The organism is Methyloglobulus sp. (genome assembly GCF_964779595.1).
Genome location: NZ_CBAROL010000005.1, coordinates 23,242 through 41,613, shown reverse-complemented (window position 1 = coordinate 41,613; position 18,372 = coordinate 23,242). Strand labels below are relative to the sequence as shown.

14 protein-coding genes are annotated in these 18,372 nt (G+C 45.5%); 6 read left to right on the top strand and 8 right to left on the bottom strand.

Annotation, left to right across the window (positions count from 1 at the left end; translation table 11 throughout):
* Window positions 1-866: 866 nt before the first annotated feature.
* From AC1YY3_RS03545 to AC1YY3_RS03525, 5 genes are read right to left on the bottom strand one after another with little or no spacing between them, the layout of a single operon-like run.
* Window positions 867-3,440 carry a response regulator gene (locus AC1YY3_RS03545; protein WP_481823999.1) on the bottom strand — a complete coding sequence of 858 codons (2,574 nt, stop codon included), beginning with the start codon at window positions 3,438-3,440 and terminating at the stop codon, window positions 867-869.
* A 2-nt stretch (window positions 3,441-3,442) separates the two neighbouring features.
* Entirely contained in the window at window positions 3,443-4,120 is a 678-nt protein-coding gene (locus AC1YY3_RS03540; protein ID WP_481824000.1) for a (5-formylfuran-3-yl)methyl phosphate synthase, read from the bottom strand.
* Window positions 4,117-4,680, bottom strand: coding sequence for a DUF447 domain-containing protein (locus AC1YY3_RS03535; protein ID WP_481824001.1), 564 nt, complete (start codon window positions 4,678-4,680; stop codon window positions 4,117-4,119). Before AC1YY3_RS03535 ends, AC1YY3_RS03540 begins: the two co-directional genes overlap by 4 nt.
* A complete protein-coding gene (locus tag AC1YY3_RS03530) occupies window positions 4,677-6,065 on the bottom strand; it encodes a DUF6513 domain-containing protein (RefSeq protein ID WP_481824002.1) in 1,389 nt (462 codons plus the stop codon). Before AC1YY3_RS03530 ends, AC1YY3_RS03535 begins: the two co-directional genes overlap by 4 nt.
* Window positions 6,062-6,598, bottom strand: coding sequence for a flavoprotein (locus AC1YY3_RS03525; protein ID WP_481824003.1), 537 nt, complete (start codon window positions 6,596-6,598; stop codon window positions 6,062-6,064). Before AC1YY3_RS03525 ends, AC1YY3_RS03530 begins: the two co-directional genes overlap by 4 nt.
* A gap of 74 nt (window positions 6,599-6,672) precedes the next feature.
* On the opposite strand from AC1YY3_RS03525, the gene folP reads away from it, so the two are divergent.
* From folP to def, 5 genes are read left to right on the top strand one after another with little or no spacing between them, the layout of a single operon-like run.
* Complete coding sequence (folP, locus tag AC1YY3_RS03520) at window positions 6,673-7,506, top strand: dihydropteroate synthase (protein ID WP_481824021.1); 834 nt, start codon at window positions 6,673-6,675, stop codon at window positions 7,504-7,506.
* Window positions 7,485-8,420: a 1-aminocyclopropane-1-carboxylate deaminase/D-cysteine desulfhydrase gene (locus AC1YY3_RS03515; RefSeq protein ID WP_481824004.1), complete on the top strand. Its 936-nt coding sequence runs from the start codon at window positions 7,485-7,487 to the stop codon at window positions 8,418-8,420. The genes folP and AC1YY3_RS03515 overlap by 22 nt, the downstream gene beginning before the upstream one ends.
* A complete protein-coding gene (locus AC1YY3_RS03510) occupies window positions 8,420-9,079 on the top strand; it encodes a class I SAM-dependent methyltransferase (RefSeq protein WP_481824005.1) in 660 nt (219 codons plus the stop codon). The genes AC1YY3_RS03515 and AC1YY3_RS03510 overlap by 1 nt, the downstream gene beginning before the upstream one ends.
* A gap of 16 nt (window positions 9,080-9,095) precedes the next feature.
* Entirely contained in the window at window positions 9,096-11,201 is a 2,106-nt protein-coding gene (gene ppk1 / locus AC1YY3_RS03505; protein WP_481824006.1) for a polyphosphate kinase 1, read from the top strand.
* Window positions 11,202-11,732: a peptide deformylase gene (gene def / locus AC1YY3_RS03500; protein ID WP_481824007.1), complete on the top strand. Its 531-nt coding sequence runs from the start codon at window positions 11,202-11,204 to the stop codon at window positions 11,730-11,732.
* Window positions 11,733-11,874: 142 nt separating this feature from the next.
* On the opposite strand, the gene fdhF is transcribed toward def, so the two are convergent.
* Together fdhF and AC1YY3_RS03490 are read right to left on the bottom strand one after the other, a co-directional pair.
* Complete coding sequence (gene fdhF, locus AC1YY3_RS03495; RefSeq protein ID WP_481824008.1) at window positions 11,875-14,649, bottom strand: formate dehydrogenase subunit alpha; 2,775 nt, start codon at window positions 14,647-14,649, stop codon at window positions 11,875-11,877.
* 30 nt (window positions 14,650-14,679) lie between these two features.
* Window positions 14,680-16,374: an NAD(P)H-dependent oxidoreductase subunit E gene (locus tag AC1YY3_RS03490; protein ID WP_481824009.1), complete on the bottom strand. Its 1,695-nt coding sequence runs from the start codon at window positions 16,372-16,374 to the stop codon at window positions 14,680-14,682.
* A gap of 308 nt (window positions 16,375-16,682) precedes the next feature.
* On the opposite strand from AC1YY3_RS03490, the gene AC1YY3_RS03485 reads away from it, so the two are divergent.
* Window positions 16,683-17,642 carry a GNAT family N-acetyltransferase gene (locus AC1YY3_RS03485; protein ID WP_481824010.1) on the top strand — a complete coding sequence of 320 codons (960 nt, stop codon included), beginning with the start codon at window positions 16,683-16,685 and terminating at the stop codon, window positions 17,640-17,642.
* A gap of 5 nt (window positions 17,643-17,647) precedes the next feature.
* Here the strand turns inward: AC1YY3_RS03485 and AC1YY3_RS03480 are convergent, their stop codons facing one another.
* Window positions 17,648-18,193, bottom strand: coding sequence for a hypothetical protein (locus tag AC1YY3_RS03480; RefSeq protein ID WP_481824011.1), 546 nt, complete (start codon window positions 18,191-18,193; stop codon window positions 17,648-17,650).
* Window positions 18,194-18,372: the final 179 nt, after the last annotated feature.

The window sequence follows — 18,372 nt, the reverse complement described above, 5'->3', positions numbered from 1 at the left end:
TTCTCCTTTAGTAAAAGTTGGTAAAACTATTTTCACTGCAACAAATTCAGAAGTGGCTTATCACTCCCATCCTTTCGAGCGGTTTTTCCGCTTCATCCCCAAAATCCCTATCTTAAAAAGTGACCCACCTTATCCATATTGGTCGTTGGTCAAAAATTAAATTAATCACTGATTATTTATTTCTTGACTTTTCACTAATTTCCTTTGATAATTAAACTGTGTTTAGTGAATACAAGTTTTGATTTTTCACGTAACGAAAGAGTTGTTATCCTCACAGAGGTGAGGCAACCTGTTCAGTGTCAGAAAAATCGGTATTACTTTCCGTGCTGAGGCAAAAAATCTAAAATACGCTACACTTTCCGACTACAGCGTTAAAGCAACGCACCCAAATACAGCGAGCAGCCGCAATTGTTTGCTTTTTATAGGCATGGTCGCCGCGTGCTACTCTACTCAGTTTAAAATCTGGGTATATGCGTATGATTACCTATAGACTGAAGCTTAAAACCTTGCATAAGCAACTATAAACCGTTGCAAAATCTCACAAACGCCCCTTACATTTGTCTTGTGATTAGGTTATCCGAAATTACAAGTAATTAATCTACGGTAAACACCTGAAAATGCCTCAGGTAAACACCTGAAACTGTCTCAGGTAAATACTGTAGGTGAAACTAAGGTCTAGCTTCTTGAAGGAGTTGATTTATGTAGATTGGCTTTGGAGATCCTTGGAGTAGGTTATGGCACAGTGGAAAACGGCTGTGACAAATACACCTAATTTAAGTGATTTTTCAGTGCTTCCAAGCAACGACGCTCCTATCCCTTATCCCAAGAGACGACTACTAGAACACAAAAGGTGGGGAGTTAAAAATTTACTTTAAGCTTGTTTGTATCAATTCTACTAACTGATATTCTTCGATGGGTTTGGTTAGGTAGGTGTCAAATCCCGCATTAAGGGCTTCGTTTATTTTCTCGTTATCTGCGTAGGCACTGACGGCGACCACCTTAAATTTTAAGCGCAGTTTACGAATCTCTTTTACCAATTCTAAGCCATTCATGACTGGCATGTTGATGTCTATCAAAGCTAGATGGTAATGATTTCTCTGAATTAATGCCAAGGCTTCTTGCCCGTCCATTGCAGAGTGTACTTTGCAACCTATTTGCTCCAACATACTGACCAAAAACAGCAGATTGATTTCGCTATCATCGACAACCAAGACATTGACTTCATTAAATTCGGCATCGGCATTGCTCGAATAAGGCATGGTTTTCGTTTGTTTTTTTGCACTAAGCGGCAAGGGCAGAGCAACTGAAAAAACACTGCCAATGCCCAGTTGACTGTTAACGGTCAATTCGCCAGCCATCAAATTCACCAGTTCTTTGGTAATGGACAGACCTAAGCCTATCCCCTCACGGGTAAAGTTGTTGACGCTGATCTGCACGAATGGTGTAAAAATACGCTCCAAATCGTTTTCGGCAATTCCACAACCAGTATCGGTAATAGTCATTTTAAGCGTGTCGTCATCATAAAATGCAGCCACCTCTACGCTACCGCTGTTGGTATATTTAATAGCGTTATCAATTAAATTAACCAGTATCTGCCGGATACGCTTTTCGTCGCCAAGAAAATGCTGCACCATACAGGTGTTTTTTGTAATGAGCTTGAGACCTTTTTCATCCGCCTTGAATTTACAAATTTGAATGCAATCGGTAAACAATTGTGCAAAGTTAAAGTTACTGACTTCTACGCTAACTTGTTGGGATTCTATCGCCGAAATATCGAGAATTTCGTTAATAAGCTTTAGCAGGTTATCACTGCATTGCTTGATAATCGCAACCTGTTTTTTATCTTCAGCGGTTAGCGATGGCTTCTTTTCCAGTAGCTGAGTAAAGCCAGAAATACCGTTTAGTGGTGTCCTTAGCTCATGACTGATCTTAGCCAGGAATTGATTCTTGGTTTCATTGGCTTGTTCAGCGGAGATTTTTGTTTGTGTTAGTATTTTAGTGCGTTCTTCAATTATGGCTTCAGTATCAAAATAGCGTCCAGTCAGATGCAAGAGGACAATGCCGAGTATGCCGGCAAACCAAAACCCACATAACGTAATCCATTCAATAGACTTATGTGATGCGGTTTTTTCTCTGCCCCAATTATGGTAAAAGCTCAATAGCCAAGTTTGGTCTGCTACATGGATGGGGTTTGTTTGATACGGTTCATAATCAGAGCTGCCAATATTGGTGTAAATGATTTTTGCATCGGAAGCTGCCTGATCGTTTGCAATGATGGTCATTGAACAATTGGCGGTATTAAGCCCATCTAGTGCATGATCAATCAAATCCTGCATAGAAATAGCAGCTACAATTATGCCTAAGGTCTTCTTGCTCTGGTTAATCCCTTTGACGACAGGAACGACCAATTTAAACCCGTTTTTTTCTGACACCAGGAATTCTGTCTCGGTATAGAGAGAACTCCTCAGTATTTTCTTTCTGAGTTCAGAAGGCAACAATCGCAAAGTCTCCGATTTATTGTGTTGGCTATCGTTAAACGCCGAAATAAATTGCCTAGTTCCCCCTGTTTTCTCCTCAACATTAATCCAACTAATTAATTTTATTTCTTTATAAGCAAAGAGCAATTGATTAGTTAAAAGCAACACTTCTTGAGGTTTTATTAATGGTGACGCTAACAAAAAACCCTTAAGCGCATGTAATGAATTCAAATCCAATTGGATTCTGTTTTTTAATGCTTGAGATAAAGTAATGGTTTTATCTTGTAATTGCTTAATGTGTTGCTGGCGATCAACATTACCCAGATAAAAAAATAGGATACACACTAAAGCGAATGTCAGCATAATCGGCAAACCAACTGTTGCTCGACGACGATACCAAATGTCTTGCGAATTGGAAAAAAATATCAGGATCAGCGGCGTGAAAATTAACACGCCTAAGATGTCACCCACCCACCAATTTAGCCAAGCCAGCGGCACATCCGCCAAGGTAATAATACCCAAACTGCGAATTACGATAATGCTGATAGTCGCTGATAACAGACAGCCTATCGGCCCACCCAGCAACATAAATTGGATAATGCATCTACCTTGCACGAGCGGACTTGGAAAGCCATTTATTCTGCGAATTAAGCTGGCTCCAATAAGAGCCGATAAGGCTGCGCCTATCGCGCCAGTAAAATAGACGGGTAAAAATTCCGGATTAACATCAAAAGCCCAGGCATTGACACCGAAACTGCCAATGGCAACTCCCAGTAAGATTCGCTTACCAAGCAGCAAAGTCGCCGCCAATCCTACGCCTGTTGCTGGCATAAGGATTCCTATCGGATCGTTAGGTATTCTGAGCAGCAAACCCAATAAGCCAAAACTAAAAACCGCAATCGCTACCAACACAATATGGGCGAGGGTTTTTCCAAATTGACTAAGTAAGGAGCGGCTTGGCATCTTTACGAAAGCAAGATAGCTTGTTTGATGGCTTGGACGGACTGCACATTTAACCGTCCAGCCCTTTGGTGCTTATCACACAATGCGCCCCTGAAACCCAGGTAGTCGGGCTGATAAGCTAGCAACATAGGGATGTCGTCTAACGTCAATGAACCGGCAAGTCCACAGATTGCGCTTGTGGATTTTACGTGGTTTACAAAACGTTCAATCTGGGTTTTAGACATCGCTTCGGTCAATGAACCTCTGGTTTTATCTTGAGTATCCAGCATGATTCCTTTGAATCCTGCCACTATAAGCCTATCTATTAAGCTGAAATCGGGATTAGTATCTGCGAATAAGACGGCGATCAGGTTAATGTTTGAAGCCAATTGGGCTAATTTTTCAATCACCTGATCTTGGTTTTCGTCTGGGAAAAATCCGATTTTGATGTAATTAACGCCCGTTTCGGCCATCGCTTTTACGGCATTAAAAATCAGCTCCGGCTGCATGGGCAAATCGCCGATTGTTGCGCTGACGGGACATGCACCATTGATAATGGTGACGATTTTCCTAACCAGCTCAATCTCCAATCCACCCAAAGAACCCAATGCAGGATTCTTCAAGTCGATAATATCGACATTTTCAGCCAAAACCAGTCTAGCTTCTTCCACACTGTTAACGCTGGCGAGCATTCCGGTCATGTGTTGACATTCATTTTATGATTATCAACGACTGCCATTATCCATCCCCAGGCTTCCAACTCACGTTCTCCTGCGGTTTTTTCCAGGCCGATGCGTAAGTATTCAATTTCTGATTCTATTTTTTGCAACGGCAATATATCCAGTCGGCTGATTAAAATCGCCGCTTCCAATACTGCAAACTGGGCGCGATTGAACCCCCTAAAAGGCTGGTGATTTGCGGTGTGTAAGGTTTTGCAAAATAATTTAGGTCGGGTGGCATTATCCGCAATCCTTTCAACCATTATTTCCGAATGCGCTAATGCACATTCCAATACTTTACCTGAGATCTCTTGTGCTGGTTTTAGCGACCAATCTTTACGTCCGGTCAAGCATCCTGCAAATACGCGCACATCATCGCAATAGTTGATTACGCCAACTTTCGTTTCTAAAAAATTGTTCAGCGTAGTCGATGGACGAAATGGCAGGATAATAAAGCTATCGCCTTCCACATGGATGCCCATCGGGGCGATGTGTGTAATGCCTTCACTATTCTGGGTAGTGACTATCGTTTCTTGTATCATTTTTTTGCTAGGGTAGTTCCGGCGGATTTAAAACTATGAAGATCAATGGCTTGCTCTGCAACATCAGTTGCACAACCCCAATCCAGCGGCTGGTCTTGGTTGAACCGCTTACCTAATTGCCAGGCAATTTCAGCCCTAGCCAATTCCACGCCTAAATAAAACGCATGACCTACATCATCTTTTACCGCTAGCTTGGGATAAAGATCAAAAGGGTCGGTCGCGGTATACAAACCGTCACGATTAAAAATATGCACACCTTCTGCACTGGTTTGGATGCGGTAGCTTGGATCGGTGATCTGGCTTGCCAGTTCCTTGATCTCATCTTGTGAATAAGGGAAAGGCGAGGTCTCATGCAAAGCCATCAAACCTGAATCAATATGCTTAGGTAATGTGTCCTGTTCTTTTGCAGCAAACATAATGCGCCGAGCCTTATCCGCTTCTTTAACTGAACGGCAGGCATGTCGGCTAACTTCGGTGGCAAGAATTTGGTTGATGTTGAGTTCCGAGCAAATTCCCAGCAGCAGGGCATTCATCCCCGCCGTGTCAGCATGGGTCAATTCGGTGATATTGCCCACGCCCATCATGATTTCGATGTCGGGATGATTTTTCCTGACTTCGTAATAGCGCACGATTGATTGGGTAAAGCCGAAATGGATAGGATCGAGGATGGGATCGACGATAAACGGGCGGTTTTTGGCTTGCATGAGGGCAATCGCCCTATCTAATGAAGCCAAATCTTCATGCGTTTCTGGAATCAAGATAGGCGTTGCAGCAACTTCATCGGCAATCCAAAGCGTGTTTTCATGCAGACTGAGCAAATAATCCGCGCCTGCCTTGCCGCCACGAAGCAGGTCTTCGTTGTTTAAGGAATCAATACTGACGGTGAAACCTTGCTGTTTTAGTGCCTGAATTGCTTCTTCCATGTGCGGAAAATCCGTGCTGGGTAAGCAACCGATGTCGATAACGTCTGCGCCATTGTTTTTATAATAGTGGGCGCGATTAACGATTTCTTCGACAGTGATATTAGGCGCATCGACAATTTCGGCAAAAATTTTGACGCTGTAGCGGCTTAAATCATATTTATGCGCCTCTTTGCCGAAATACATCGGCAAATCCTTGAGTTCTTCTGGCCCCCTTTCAACAGTGATCTCAAGTTCTTTAGCCAAAGACTCAACATCACCCCGGCAACGGCCTGGGATAATGATGCGGTTGGCACCAAAAGTGTCTTTTAACCGCCGCAGTATCATATCGGTCGTCATCAAGGCGGCAACCTTTACCCCAAGCTGATGCACGGTGTAGGTGAATTCCGGCTGCATTTTTTCCAGGATGCCGCGCAGTTGCTTTTCCGCCAACTTTCCGGTGAGAAAAAGTAAATGCTCGCTCATGACAAAGACGCTAGCCGCTGATTAACGGTAACGATCAATTCCTCAACACTTTCGACAACGGTTGTATATTCAAAAGTGCGGATTTTGTCAGTGCCTTCCAGGTCGATTTTGCGCGGATAAACCATCACTTTGCCGCCGGGTGCGGTCGTTTCCATCTCTGGGGCAATGTCGCAGGGATAGACAATACACGGCACTTTGCACTTCCCGGCTTGGGAATAGAGGTTGGTCACCAGATTATCGGCAATGCCTAACACGCACTTGGCAATCGTATTCGACGTGGCAGGTGCCATCACGAACGTATGGTAATGGCCTTTATAAAACAGGCCGACGGGCGGCGACGAGGCGGTTTTGTCACGAAAAACCGGATGCTTTGCCCGCACATCATCCAGGCTAATGCCATACATTTTCAGCACTTCTTCACCTGCCGGACTGATATAGACATCCACATCTTCCAAGGTCAGCAAAAATTCCAGGCATTCTTCTATATAATGACCTGATCCGGTAATCGCCCAGGCCAAACGGGGTTTATTCATGACAACAATAGCTTAGAGATAAACTTTGCATTATACCTTAAGGTAGCATGGGCAACGCACACAGGAACACAGTGATCTTTAACGACAGCATAAAACCGCTAATTATGGGCATTTTGAACGTGACCCCCGACAGCTTCTCCGATGGCGGCAAGTTTAACCACGTCGATGCGGCAGTACGGCAAGTTGGGCAGATGCTGGCAGAAGGCGCTGATATTATCGACATCGGCGGTGAATCCACACGCCCTGGCTCTGATCCCGTTAGTTCGGATGAACAGATTCAACGCGTCATTCCTGTGATTCAAGAGATCCGCAAGCAGTTTGCTAATGAATTTATGATTAGCATTGATACCACCTTAAGCACGGTTGCCGAAGCGGCATTAGATGCGGGCGCAAACCTTATCAACGATGTTTCAGCGGGGCAAGATGACCCGGATATTCTAGCCTTAGCTGCCAAAAGATCAGCACCAATCATCCTTATGCACAAGCTAGGCACACCGAAAACAATGCAGGATGACCCTTATTACGTAGATGTCGTTACGGAAACCATTGATTTTCTTAAATCAAGGATAGCTGTAGCATTGCAGGCTGGCATAAAAGAAGACAATATCCTGATTGATCCAGGTATCGGCTTCGGTAAACGCAAACAAGATAATCTCGATTTATTGGCTAATTTAGATAAGCTTGTTGCATTAGGTTTTCCGGTGCTTTTAGGTACAAGCCGCAAGCGGTTTATGGGAGCAATCTGCAATGTCACCGAACCTTCGGAGCTGGTCACTGCCACAGCCGTAACAACTGCCCTGGGTGTAATGGCGGGGGTGACAGTGTTTCGAGTGCATGATGTTAAAGAGAACAGGCAGGCGGCCGATGTGGCTTGGGCGATTAAACAATGTTATCAACAAACCAAGTAACTCCTCAGCTTATTCATCCAGAACTGATTAAGCTGGAAAAATCCTTCGGGAAATCAGTCCTCAATAAAATTGATGATCCGTTTCTCGAAAATCATCAGATCAAGCTATGGATAAAACGCGATGACCTCCTACATCCCATCATATCCGGCAACAAATGGCGCAAGCTCAAATATAATCTGGATCATGCCTTATCGCTAGGTGCGGATACCCTCATCAGCATGGGCGGCACTTACTCCAATCACCTACATGCTTTGGCGTATACAGGCAAAATGCTTGGACTGAAAACCATCGGCATTATTCGCGGTGAGCGACCCGAACCTTTAAGCCCTACCCTGCTGGATATGGAAAGCTGGGGCATGGAATTAAGATATATCTCACGCTCAGAATATCGACAATACAGAAGCTATAAACATTGGCACGATTTGCCTGGCATCAAACCCAAGCAATACTGGTTGCCAGAAGGCGGGGCAAATAAGCTCGCGTTAAAAGGCATTGCAGAATTGGTCAGTGAAATCGATATTAAATACGATAGCTTAAGTGTGGCATGTGGAACGGGCGCGACTTTAGCCGGTCTTATCAATGCCGTTCCTAAGCAACAATCCGTATTGGGTTTTGCCGCCTTAAAAAAGGCCAGTTTTTTAACATCAGATGTGCAATCATTGCTATCTGGAGAATTTCATCACTGGGAAATATTTCATGATTACCATTTCGGTGGATTTGCTAAACTTAAGCCAGAATTAGCGTTATTTATGAGCCAATTTGAGCAAATAACATCAATCCCATTGGAAACCGTGTATACCGGAAAAATGCTGTACGGCATCTACGATTTAATCGCTAAAGGGCATTTTGGTCTCGGAGAGCGTATTATTGCTTTACACACTGGTGGCTTACATGGCAAAAGAGGTTACCCCTAATGGAAAGAGTACTAGAACCTGAGTTAATGGAAGACCTGGAACAAGTTTTCGCTTATGCAAAAGCGGATTTTGAACAGCCGCATAAAAAATTTGTACAGCGCATCAAAACGCTGGTGAAAGACTCCAGCTTTAGCGGCAAAGCACTGGATTTGGGCTGCGGCCCAGGCGATATTAGCCGCCGCTTTGCAAAGGCATTTCCGCTGTGCAAAGTTGATGCTGTTGATGGTTCTAAGCCCATGATAGATTACGCTTTGAACACTATTTCTGCTGATTTGCAAGCACGTCTACATTTCATTCACGGAAAGTTACCCGATGTTGAGCTGCCAGAGTTGCATTACGATATTATTTTCAGCAACAGCCTGCTACACCACTTGCCGAACCCACAAGTGCTTTGGCAAACCATAAAACAACATTCCAGCACAGGTACACGTATAGCCATAATGGATTTATTGCGACCCCGTAGACTATATATGGCTGAATCGCTGGTAGCTATGTATGCGTCAACCGAGCCCAAAATATTGCAACAGGATTTTTACAACTCCTTATTGGCGGCGTTTACGATGGTAGAAATTGAAGCGCAAATAATTCAAGCTAGACTATCGCTAACAGTCGAACAAATCAGTGACCGCCATGTTTTTATTTCTGGAATAGCAAGCTGACACGAATGGACTACCTATGACAAACCTCCACATAGCATTAAAAGAACCGTTGGAAGCTATCGACTTACAAAAGCCGGAATACTATATTAACCGCGAACTCAGCCTGCTGGAGTTCAATAAGCGGGTGTTGGCACAAGCCAAAGATGAAAACGTGCCATTGCTGGAACGGCTTAATTATCTGTGTATTTCATGTTCCAATCTCGATGAATTCTACGAGGTTCGGGTTGCTGGCGTGATCCAGATGGCAGTGATTGATCCAAAAGCAATCGGTCAAGATGGCTTAAATCCCAACGAGCAACTGGCACTCATTGCCGTTAATGCTCATGAATTAGTCTATGAACAATACCGCGTACTAAATGACGTATTGATCCCGAAACTTCAGCAGGAAAATATCAATTTTATCCGTCGTAATGACTGGACGGAAGCGCAGCAACAGTGGCTACAAACCTACTTTAACGATCAATTATTACCGATCTTATCCCCCGTCGGTCTCGATTCTGCCCACCCTTTTCCACGTATATTAAACAAAAGTTTAAACTTCATTATTTCCCTGACTGGCAAGGATGCCTTTGGGCGCAACAGTGGTCGCGCCATTTTGCAAGCACCTAGATCCTTGCCACGGATTATCCAGTTTCCGGCAGAAGTAACCCAAAGTGGATCTTGCGATTTTGTATTTTTATCGTCGATTATTCATGCGTTTGTGGGTGATTTGTTCAATGGCATGACCGTCAAGGGTTGTTACCAATTCCGAGTAACGCGCAACAGCGACTTTTTTGTCGATGATGATGCTATCGATGACTTGCTGCTTGCCGTACAAGGCGAATTGGCGATGCGGAATTACGGGGATGAAGTGCGTTTGGAAATTGATGCCAACTGCCCTGATGAAACCGTCAGCTTTTTGCTAGACCGCTTTGAAATGACACGAGATCGCCTATTTCTTGTCGATGGTCCGGTCAATCTCAACAGATTGCAGGAAATAATCGTATTAGTTAATCGCCCTGACCTCGCTTTTTCCCCATTCAAGCCTGTTGTCCCTGCACAATTGGCGCGAAATAAGGACATTTTCGCGGCTATCAAGCGTCATGATATATTGCTGCATCATCCATTTGAATCGTTTACACCCGTCGTTGAATTCCTGCGTCAAGCCGCCGTTGCACCTGATGTGCTGGCAATCAAACAAACCCTTTACCGTACTGGAGCAGATTCGCCCATCGTCGCGGCCTTAATCAAAGCGGCACGGGCAGGCAAGGAAGTAACAGTTGTCATCGAACTACGAGCAAGGTTTGACGAGAAGGACAATATCAGCTTGGCAGCCAAATTACAGGAAGCTGCCGTCCACGTTGTATATGGCGTGGTAGGCTATAAAACCCATGCCAAAATGTGTCTGGTGTTGAAACGGGAAGGTAAAGAATTATGTAATTATGTGCATTTAGGTACCGGCAATTACCATCCAAAGACCGCGTTATTGTACACAGATTACGGTTTGTTTTCCTGCGACAAGGATTTAGGCGAAGATGTCAGAAGAATATTTGCACAACTGACCAGTTTAGGAAAAGTCAGCAAACTCAATAAATTGCTGCAATCACCTTTTACGCTACACAATGGCATTATTGCAAAAATTGACCGTGAAATTCTGCATGCCCAGGAAGGCAAAACTGCCAAAATCATCATCAAGGTAAACGCGGTTGTTGAAGAACAAATCATTCAAGCACTGTACCGCGCATCACAGGCGGGAGTTAAGATTAAACTTATCGTTCGAGGTATTTGCTGCTTACGTCCAGGGATTCCAGGGGTTTCAGAACATATCGAAGTGCGTTCTATCATCGGTCGTTTTCTGGAACATGCGCGGATTTATGCCTTTGCCAATAATGGTAGCTGGGAAGTTTATGCGTCCAGCGGGGATTTGATGAACCGTAACATGTTCCAACGCGTAGAAGCCTGCTTTCCTATTGAAAGCAAACGCTTACACAATCGTATTCTGCATGATCTGGATGCTTATCTGAACGATAACAGCCAATCCTGGCTGCTACAATCTGATGGTAGTTATGAGCAAATCCGTCGTAAAAAAAATGATCCTGTTATACAAGCACAAACTGTACTATTAGAGGAATTACAAAATTAAATGGCTAATCCCTGTGAAATCGCCCAACTTGGAGCAAAGGTACTAAGGCAACATGCGGAACTTGTCGATCAGGTTGATAGCCCAGACATCCGGCAAATCATTAATGCTATGCAGACCGCATTAGCGGCAACTGAAGGTGTCGGTCTTGCTGCTCCGCAAATTAGCCAGCTTAAGCGGATTATCATCGTCGCCTCACGACCTTCATCGCGCTATCCAAATGCGCCGTTAATGTCGCCAACTATAATGATAAACCCCGTATTTGAGGCTTTATCTAACGAGAAAGAAAAAGACTGGGAAGGTTGTCTGAGTATTCCAGGAATACGTGCCTTGGTGCCGCGTTATAAAGCTATTCAAGTACAATATAACAATGAACAAGGTTGTGCTATCGAGCAGAAACTGGAAGGTTTTGTCGCCAGAGTTTTTCAGCACGAAGCCGACCATCTTGACGGCAAAGTCTATCTGGACAGAGTGGAAAGTAGCGCAGATATTATTTCGGAAAGTGAATATTTTAAGTTATTCCAATCCCAATAATGTCCTTGTTACCTTCTCCAAAGGGAGAAGGCTAGGTTGAGGGGATTCATATAATAACTTTTTGGGATTGGTATTATTCACGCATTAAGTGATTCGGTAGGACGCACAAAGCTTTACTTATGCGCCCCAATCAATACAGAAATTAACTAACCCGCCTAGCCAACGTTCCACCCGCCGTTGCATTAACCGCACAAAATTTGAATTCCGGTATTTTTGCAGAAGGATCTAACGCATCGTTGGTCAGCAAGTTAGCATTGGCTTCGTTGTAGCAGAACGCCATGAACACATTGCCTTTTTGCATCGCATTATCTGATCGTGCATAAGCGGTAATCTTGCCTCGACGTGACGCTATGGTAATCAGGTCTCCGGCTGTAACACCCAGATTTTTCAGATCTTCTGGGTTAAGACTGACCACTGGATCAGGTTCAATCGCATCCAAAGTAGCAGAATGCCGCGTCATGCTGCCAGTATGCCAGTGTTCGAGCTGGCGACCCGTAATGAACACCAGTGGATATTCATCATCCGGTAATTCGTCCGCATGAATATATTCGGCTGGAACAAATTTACCTCTGCCCGATGGCGTTGGGAAGCCGTCGGTAAAGATAATCGGCTGACCATGGTCACCGATGTTTTCAAGCGGGTAAGTTAAGGAATCTTCATTTTCAAGACGTTCCCAAGTCATCCCAGCAATACTGGTCATCGCCAGTCTCATTTCATTGAAGACATCTTCAGGCCCGTTGTAATTCCAATCGCAACCCAGACGTTTGCCTATTTCCTGAATAATCCAAAGATCTTGCTTTGCCTGGCCCGGCGGATTAACGGCTTGCCGCCCCATTTGTACCCGTCTGTCGGTGTTAGAAAAAGTCCCTGTTTTTTCGTAGAAGGCTGAAGCAGGTAAAATCACATCAGCAAAACCAGCCGTTTCTGTGAGAAAAATATCCTGAATCACTAAATGTTCCAGGGCAGCAAAGGCTTCACGGACATGGTTTTGGTTGGGATCAGACATAGCGGGGTTTTCACCCTCAATATACATGCCGAAGACTTCCCCATGCAGGATTGCATGGATCATTTCCACTGTGGTCAAACCGCGTTTTGGATCCAGCTTAACGCCCCACAACTTCTCAAATTTAGCTTGATTAGCCGGATTATCAACAGGCTCATAATCAGGATAAACCATAGGAATCAAGCCCACATCAGACGCACCCTGCACATTGTTTTGTCCGCGCAATGGGTGCAAGCCAGAACCTGGTCTACCAATTTGCCCCGTCATCAAGGCTAGGGCAATCAAGCAACGGGCGTTATCCGTACCATGTATATGCTGGGATATGCCCATGCCCCAAAGGATCATGGAACCTTTTGAGGTGGCATAAAGCCTAGCTACTTCACGTAGGGTATTGGCATCTATGCCGCAAATCGGCGCAACGTGTTCAGGCGAATAGTGCTTGAGATGACCACGCATAGCCTCAAAACCTTCGGTATATTTGGCGATATATGCATCATTCTGTAGCCCTTCCTCGAGAATGACGTGCATCAGGCTGTTGAGCAACGCGACATCAGTATCGGGACGGAACTGCAAAACGTGCGTGGCGTATTTGGCTATGGATGTCCTAATAGGGTCAATCAGGATGATCTTCGCGCCTTTTGCAGCGGCATTCTTCATGAAGGTCGCGCCGACAGGATGATTTACCGTAGGGTTTGAGCCAATGATGATAATGACTTCAGCCTTGGCAACATCAGCAACTGGATTGGATACCGCGCCGGAACCGATACATTCCAGCAATGCGACCACGGATGAGGCGTGACAAAGCCGAGTGCAATGATCGACGTTATTAGATCCAAATCCAGTGCGTACCAGCTTTTGAAACAGGTACGCTTCTTCATTGCTACCTTTAGCCGAACCCAATCCAGCCAAGGCTTTTTTGCCTTTTTCATCACGGATTTTCTTCAAGCCATTAGCGGCAAAATCCAGGGCTTCTTCCCAGCTTGCTTCCCTGAAAACGCTGTCCAGATCTTTGGGATCAAGTAATTCCGTAGTCTTAGCTACGCCCTCACGCCTGATTAAAGGCTTGGTCAAACGTAATGGGTTGTCAATATAGTTAAACCCGTAGCGACCTTTTACACAAAGGCGCAGATGATTGGTAAACCCATCCCTGCCCTCGGTGTAGAGTATTTTGTTATCCTTGATATGGTACTTGATGAGGCAACCTACACCGCAATAAGGACACGTGGAATCGACTGTCTTGTCAGGCACTTGCAAACCTACGTTATTGGCTGGCATGAGTGCGCCCGTCGGACAGGCTTGTACGCACTCGCCGCAACCTACGCAACTGCTTGCGCCCATCGGGTCGGCAATATCGAAGACGATTTCGGAATGAGCGCCACGGTTTGCGTAACCGATGACATCATTCATTTGTGATTCGCGGCATGCCCTGACGCAGCGTGTGCATTGGATGCAAGCATCGAGGTTAACTGCAATCGCAGGGTGAGATAAGTCGGCAACAGGCTGGGCGCGGCTTTTAAAGCGCGGCACACCGACGTTCAACTTATCAGCCCACAAGTCCAGTTCAGAATCCAGCCTATAAGGTGATTTTCCCTGTTCAGGCATATCTGACTTAAGCAATTCCAGCACCATTTTTTGCGACCGTAACGCCCGTTCACTTTGTGCTTGGATCTTCATGCCTTCCGTTGGGGTGCGGCAACAGGAAGGCGCAAGCACCCGTTCGCCGTCGATCTCCACCACACAGGCACGGCAATTACCGTCTGGGCGTAAACTTTCCGTATAACAAAGATGAGGGATTTCCTTGCCGTGACGCTTGGCAATCTGCAAAATGGTTTCGCCTTGATACCCTGACATACTTTCGCCATCGAGCGTAAAGTTGATTTCGGGCTTGTTGATGAATTCTGGGTTAGCAGCCATAGCTTATTCTCTATACTTAATGCTGAGGATTTATTGCAATTCGTCGGGGAAGTATTTGATTACGCAGCGTAATGGATTGGGTGCAGCTTGTCCTAATCCGCAGATTGAGGCATCGACCATCACGGATGACAGTTCCTCCAACAAATCCTTATCCCAAACGGTCTGTTCCATTAAAGCAGCCGCTTTCGCCGTACCTACTCGACACGGAGTGCATTGTCCACAGGACTCTTCCTCAAAAAACTTCATCGCATTCAAGGCCAGTTGTCTGGCACTATCGTGCTTGGAAAAAATAACCACGGCGGCAGAACCGATGAAACAACCGTATTTGTTCAAGGTATCGAAATCCAGGGGAATATCGCCCATAGACGCTGGCAAAATCCCGCCAGACGCACCACCTGGGAAATAGCCATAAAACTCGTGGCCTTCCAACATACCCCCGCAATATTCGGCGATCAGTTCCCGTACCGTGATACCCGCCGGAGCCAGATGAACGCCGGGCTTGTTGACGCGACCGGATACAGAAAAAGACCGCAAACCTTTACGTTCGTTCCTGCCGTGTGATGCAAACCATTCTGGGCCTTTTTCAACAATATCCCTGACCCAATAACAGGTTTCCATATTGTGTTCCAGCGTTGGCCTGCCAAACAGCCCAACTTGGGCAAGGAAAGGCGGTCTCAAACGGGGCATACCGCGCTTACCTTCGATGGACTCAACCATTGCCGATTCCTCACCGCAGATATAAGCGCCTGCACCTCGACGTAGATGTATCGGCTGTAGTTTATGTTCGGACGAAGGGGGATTGGCCTGTAATGCGGCGATTTCTTTGGTCAGGATTTCCCTGCAACCTGCGTATTCATCGCGCAGGTACACATAAATTTCGTCGCAACCTACCGTTAATGCGGCGATTATCATGCCTTCGAGGAAACGGTGCGGATCTTGTTCAAGATAATGCCGGTCTTTAAATGTACCTGGTTCACCTTCGTCTATGTTGACAGCCATCAGCCGTGGGCCAGCAAAACCTTTAACGATACGCCATTTTTTTCCTGCCGGAAAACCCGCCCCACCCAAGCCGCGCAAACCGGAACTTTCCATTTTTTGCAGGATGCTTTCGGAGTCAACCTGCCCTTCCAGCAGGCTTTTAAGTGTTTGATAACCACCGTCAGCTTTATACTGGGTCAAGTCGATGTATTGCGTGATCTTGGCTGCTGTATCGTTGTTATTTACGGCAGTTTTGACAGATTCTGCGGTTGCATGGTCGATAGGATTTTGCCCGACAACTGCAACCGGTGCATGTTGGCAACGCCCTACGCACGGCACTTTTTGTACCCTGACCCCATCACCGAGGTCGTTTTCCAAGCCATGAATCAAATCATGAGCGCCTGACATTTCACAGGCTAAAGACTCACACACCCTGACAGTCAGTGCAGGAGGCACTTGCTGCCCTTCTTTGACAACATCAAAATGATGATAAAACGACGCAACTTCAAATACCTCTGCGGTAGCTAGATTCATCTCATGGGCCAACGCAACCAGATGTTTGGTTGAAAGATGCAGGTACTTATCCTGAATTTTATGCAAATGCTCGATCAACAAATCTTTTTGCCGAGATTCCGAACCCAGCAGCGTCCTAACCTCCTGCACAGAACCCAAGTCGATGGCATGGCCTTTTGGGCCCTTACGTTTTTTCAGGGTAATCTGTTCAGGGGTGATCTTTATAACTGCCACGCGCCGCTTCCTCTAAGTTGTAGATTTTTACCAACATACCGCCAATCCATCACGCCTTACCGACAGGAATCAGATAAAGAGCAATCTTTGGACACTTTATAGCAATGACAATAGTCGTTTCAAACTGTCATTATAACGGCTTATAGGCAACACAAGAACAGCTTATGGCTCAACATGCTTAGAATAATTCATAAAAACCACATAAACAGTCTATATTTCTATTGATTGTAATCAGTAGTGATTGACAGTTTTTGACACCAGGAAACAATGAAGCTTTGACAAACGCCCAATAGCCATCAAATTAAGTTATGAATATCTCTGAATTTCGTGTTGAACCCGCTGACTATCATGCCGATTTTGACGATCTCCGCGCCGTGCGTATAGCCGTGTTTATTGACGAGCAAAACATACCGGAAGAAGTGGAATTTGACGGGATTGATCCAGACTGCCACCACTTCGTCGCTCGTGATAACCAACATCAAGCCATTGGCACAGGCAGGCTTGCACCCGACGGTAAAATTGGGCGAATGGCTGTGTTGCAAACGTGGAGGGGGCAAGAGGTCGGCAAGGCATTAATGCTCGCCCTGATTGATAAGGCACGTAAATTAGGCTGGACAGAGGTGAAACTCAACGCCCAAACCAATGTGTTGGGATTTTACGAGAAATTTGGCTTTGCCAAAGAAGGCGATGCGTTTATAGAAGCCAATATCCCTCATCAGATCATGCGCTTGCAGTTAGAACCCGTAACCATATCCAGCCGCCCTGCCCCGAAACTAAGTGATGCCTTAGTTGAAATTACTGAATTCCAGAGCTTGGAAGATGCTGTGTCCGCAACCCTTCAATTAATTGGCAAGACCCGGCGGCAAATCTGCATCTACAGCCCAGACCTGGAACACGTTTTGTATGGCCGGGCAGAGATTGTCGAAGCCCTCAAGCAATTTGCTATCCATAGTCAAGGCGGTAATGTATTGATTATTGTGCAAGATACGTTGTCGGCACGCAGCCAGCCGCATCCTTTGATTGACCTGGCGCAACGGCTGCCTTCTGCATTTTCACTGCGTACGCCTGTAGAACCTGACGACCTGCAATATCCATCGGCTTATTTGATTAACGACCGCGAAGGTTATCTGTTCCGCCAGCAAAGCAGCCTTTATCGAGGGGTTTGGAGTCTGATCATGCCTTCCCGTAACCGTCAACTCTCTGAAGAATTCGAGCGCGTTTGGCAACGCTCACGACCATGCGCTGAATTTAGGGCGTTAGGTTTGTAGCAGACTTACGATTCTTCTTGATTAGCCCGTGATATTGGCGAAAGCCTTTGTTCAACGCGAATAACCGCCCTGTTCAACACCACAAGGTTGTTTTCTTCAACGATCTGTATACCCATCGTATAAAAAATAGGCAGCCAAAACGGATTGATTAACGCCCCACCTATCGCGCTTTTAGCGAATCGTCTCCAGTTTTTTATCGGGTTATACGATTCGGACAGCACACACATGGGCTGCTCAACAAAAACCCTGCAAATAGGATTCAATTTGGTCTGCTCGGAGCTATTCAACAGTTCCAATGATTCCAACAATTTGCGCTCCATATTATGATAATTCATACGAGCCAGGCTTGAAGTAATGGCAAACGTAAGGGCAACGAGCGGCAAAATAACCGTTGGCGGGGCGACAGGTGCGAATGTGGAAGATAACATGACGATACCCAAGCCCAACATGAGAATATCTTCTCCCCACTCCACATCGCGGTCTATGCCTTTGACGACAGCGGCGGCAGTACAATCAGATTTACCCATCAAATAATGTTGTTCTCGCTTCATGAACCATCTCCTGCTGCAAGCTAATCTTTTGGTATATCTCTTTACTTGATTGTGTCAATTATCGCAATATCATTGTGCGCCTTTGCACTAACCGACTCAAGCAATGGTTAGGAGTCGTCTGGATGGAACTTGCGGAATCCAGGATTTCGCGGCTCCGATTTCCCGTATTACACTGCACT

Bases quoted from the DNA above. Each gene is read 5' to 3' on its own strand.
- AC1YY3_RS03545 (WP_481823999.1), bottom strand. From the start codon at position 3,440: ATGCCAAGCCGCTCCTTACTTAGTCAATTTGGAAAAACCCTCGCCCAT.
- AC1YY3_RS03540 (WP_481824000.1), bottom strand. From the start codon at position 4,120: ATGACCGGAATGCTCGCCAGCGTTAACAGTGTGGAAGAAGCTAGACTG.
- AC1YY3_RS03535 (WP_481824001.1), bottom strand. From the start codon at position 4,680: ATGATACAAGAAACGATAGTCACTACCCAGAATAGTGAAGGCATTACA.
- AC1YY3_RS03530 (WP_481824002.1), bottom strand. From the start codon at position 6,065: ATGAGCGAGCATTTACTTTTTCTCACCGGAAAGTTGGCGGAAAAGCAA.
- AC1YY3_RS03525 (WP_481824003.1), bottom strand. From the start codon at position 6,598: ATGAATAAACCCCGTTTGGCCTGGGCGATTACCGGATCAGGTCATTAT.
- AC1YY3_RS03515 (WP_481824004.1), top strand. From the start codon at position 7,485: ATGTTATCAACAAACCAAGTAACTCCTCAGCTTATTCATCCAGAACTG.
- AC1YY3_RS03510 (WP_481824005.1), top strand. From the start codon at position 8,420: ATGGAAAGAGTACTAGAACCTGAGTTAATGGAAGACCTGGAACAAGTT.
- ppk1 (WP_481824006.1), top strand. From the start codon at position 9,096: ATGACAAACCTCCACATAGCATTAAAAGAACCGTTGGAAGCTATCGAC.
- def (WP_481824007.1), top strand. From the start codon at position 11,202: ATGGCTAATCCCTGTGAAATCGCCCAACTTGGAGCAAAGGTACTAAGG.
- fdhF (WP_481824008.1), bottom strand. From the start codon at position 14,649: ATGGCTGCTAACCCAGAATTCATCAACAAGCCCGAAATCAACTTTACG.
- AC1YY3_RS03485 (WP_481824010.1), top strand. From the start codon at position 16,683: ATGAATATCTCTGAATTTCGTGTTGAACCCGCTGACTATCATGCCGAT.
- AC1YY3_RS03480 (WP_481824011.1), bottom strand. From the start codon at position 18,193: ATGAAGCGAGAACAACATTATTTGATGGGTAAATCTGATTGTACTGCC.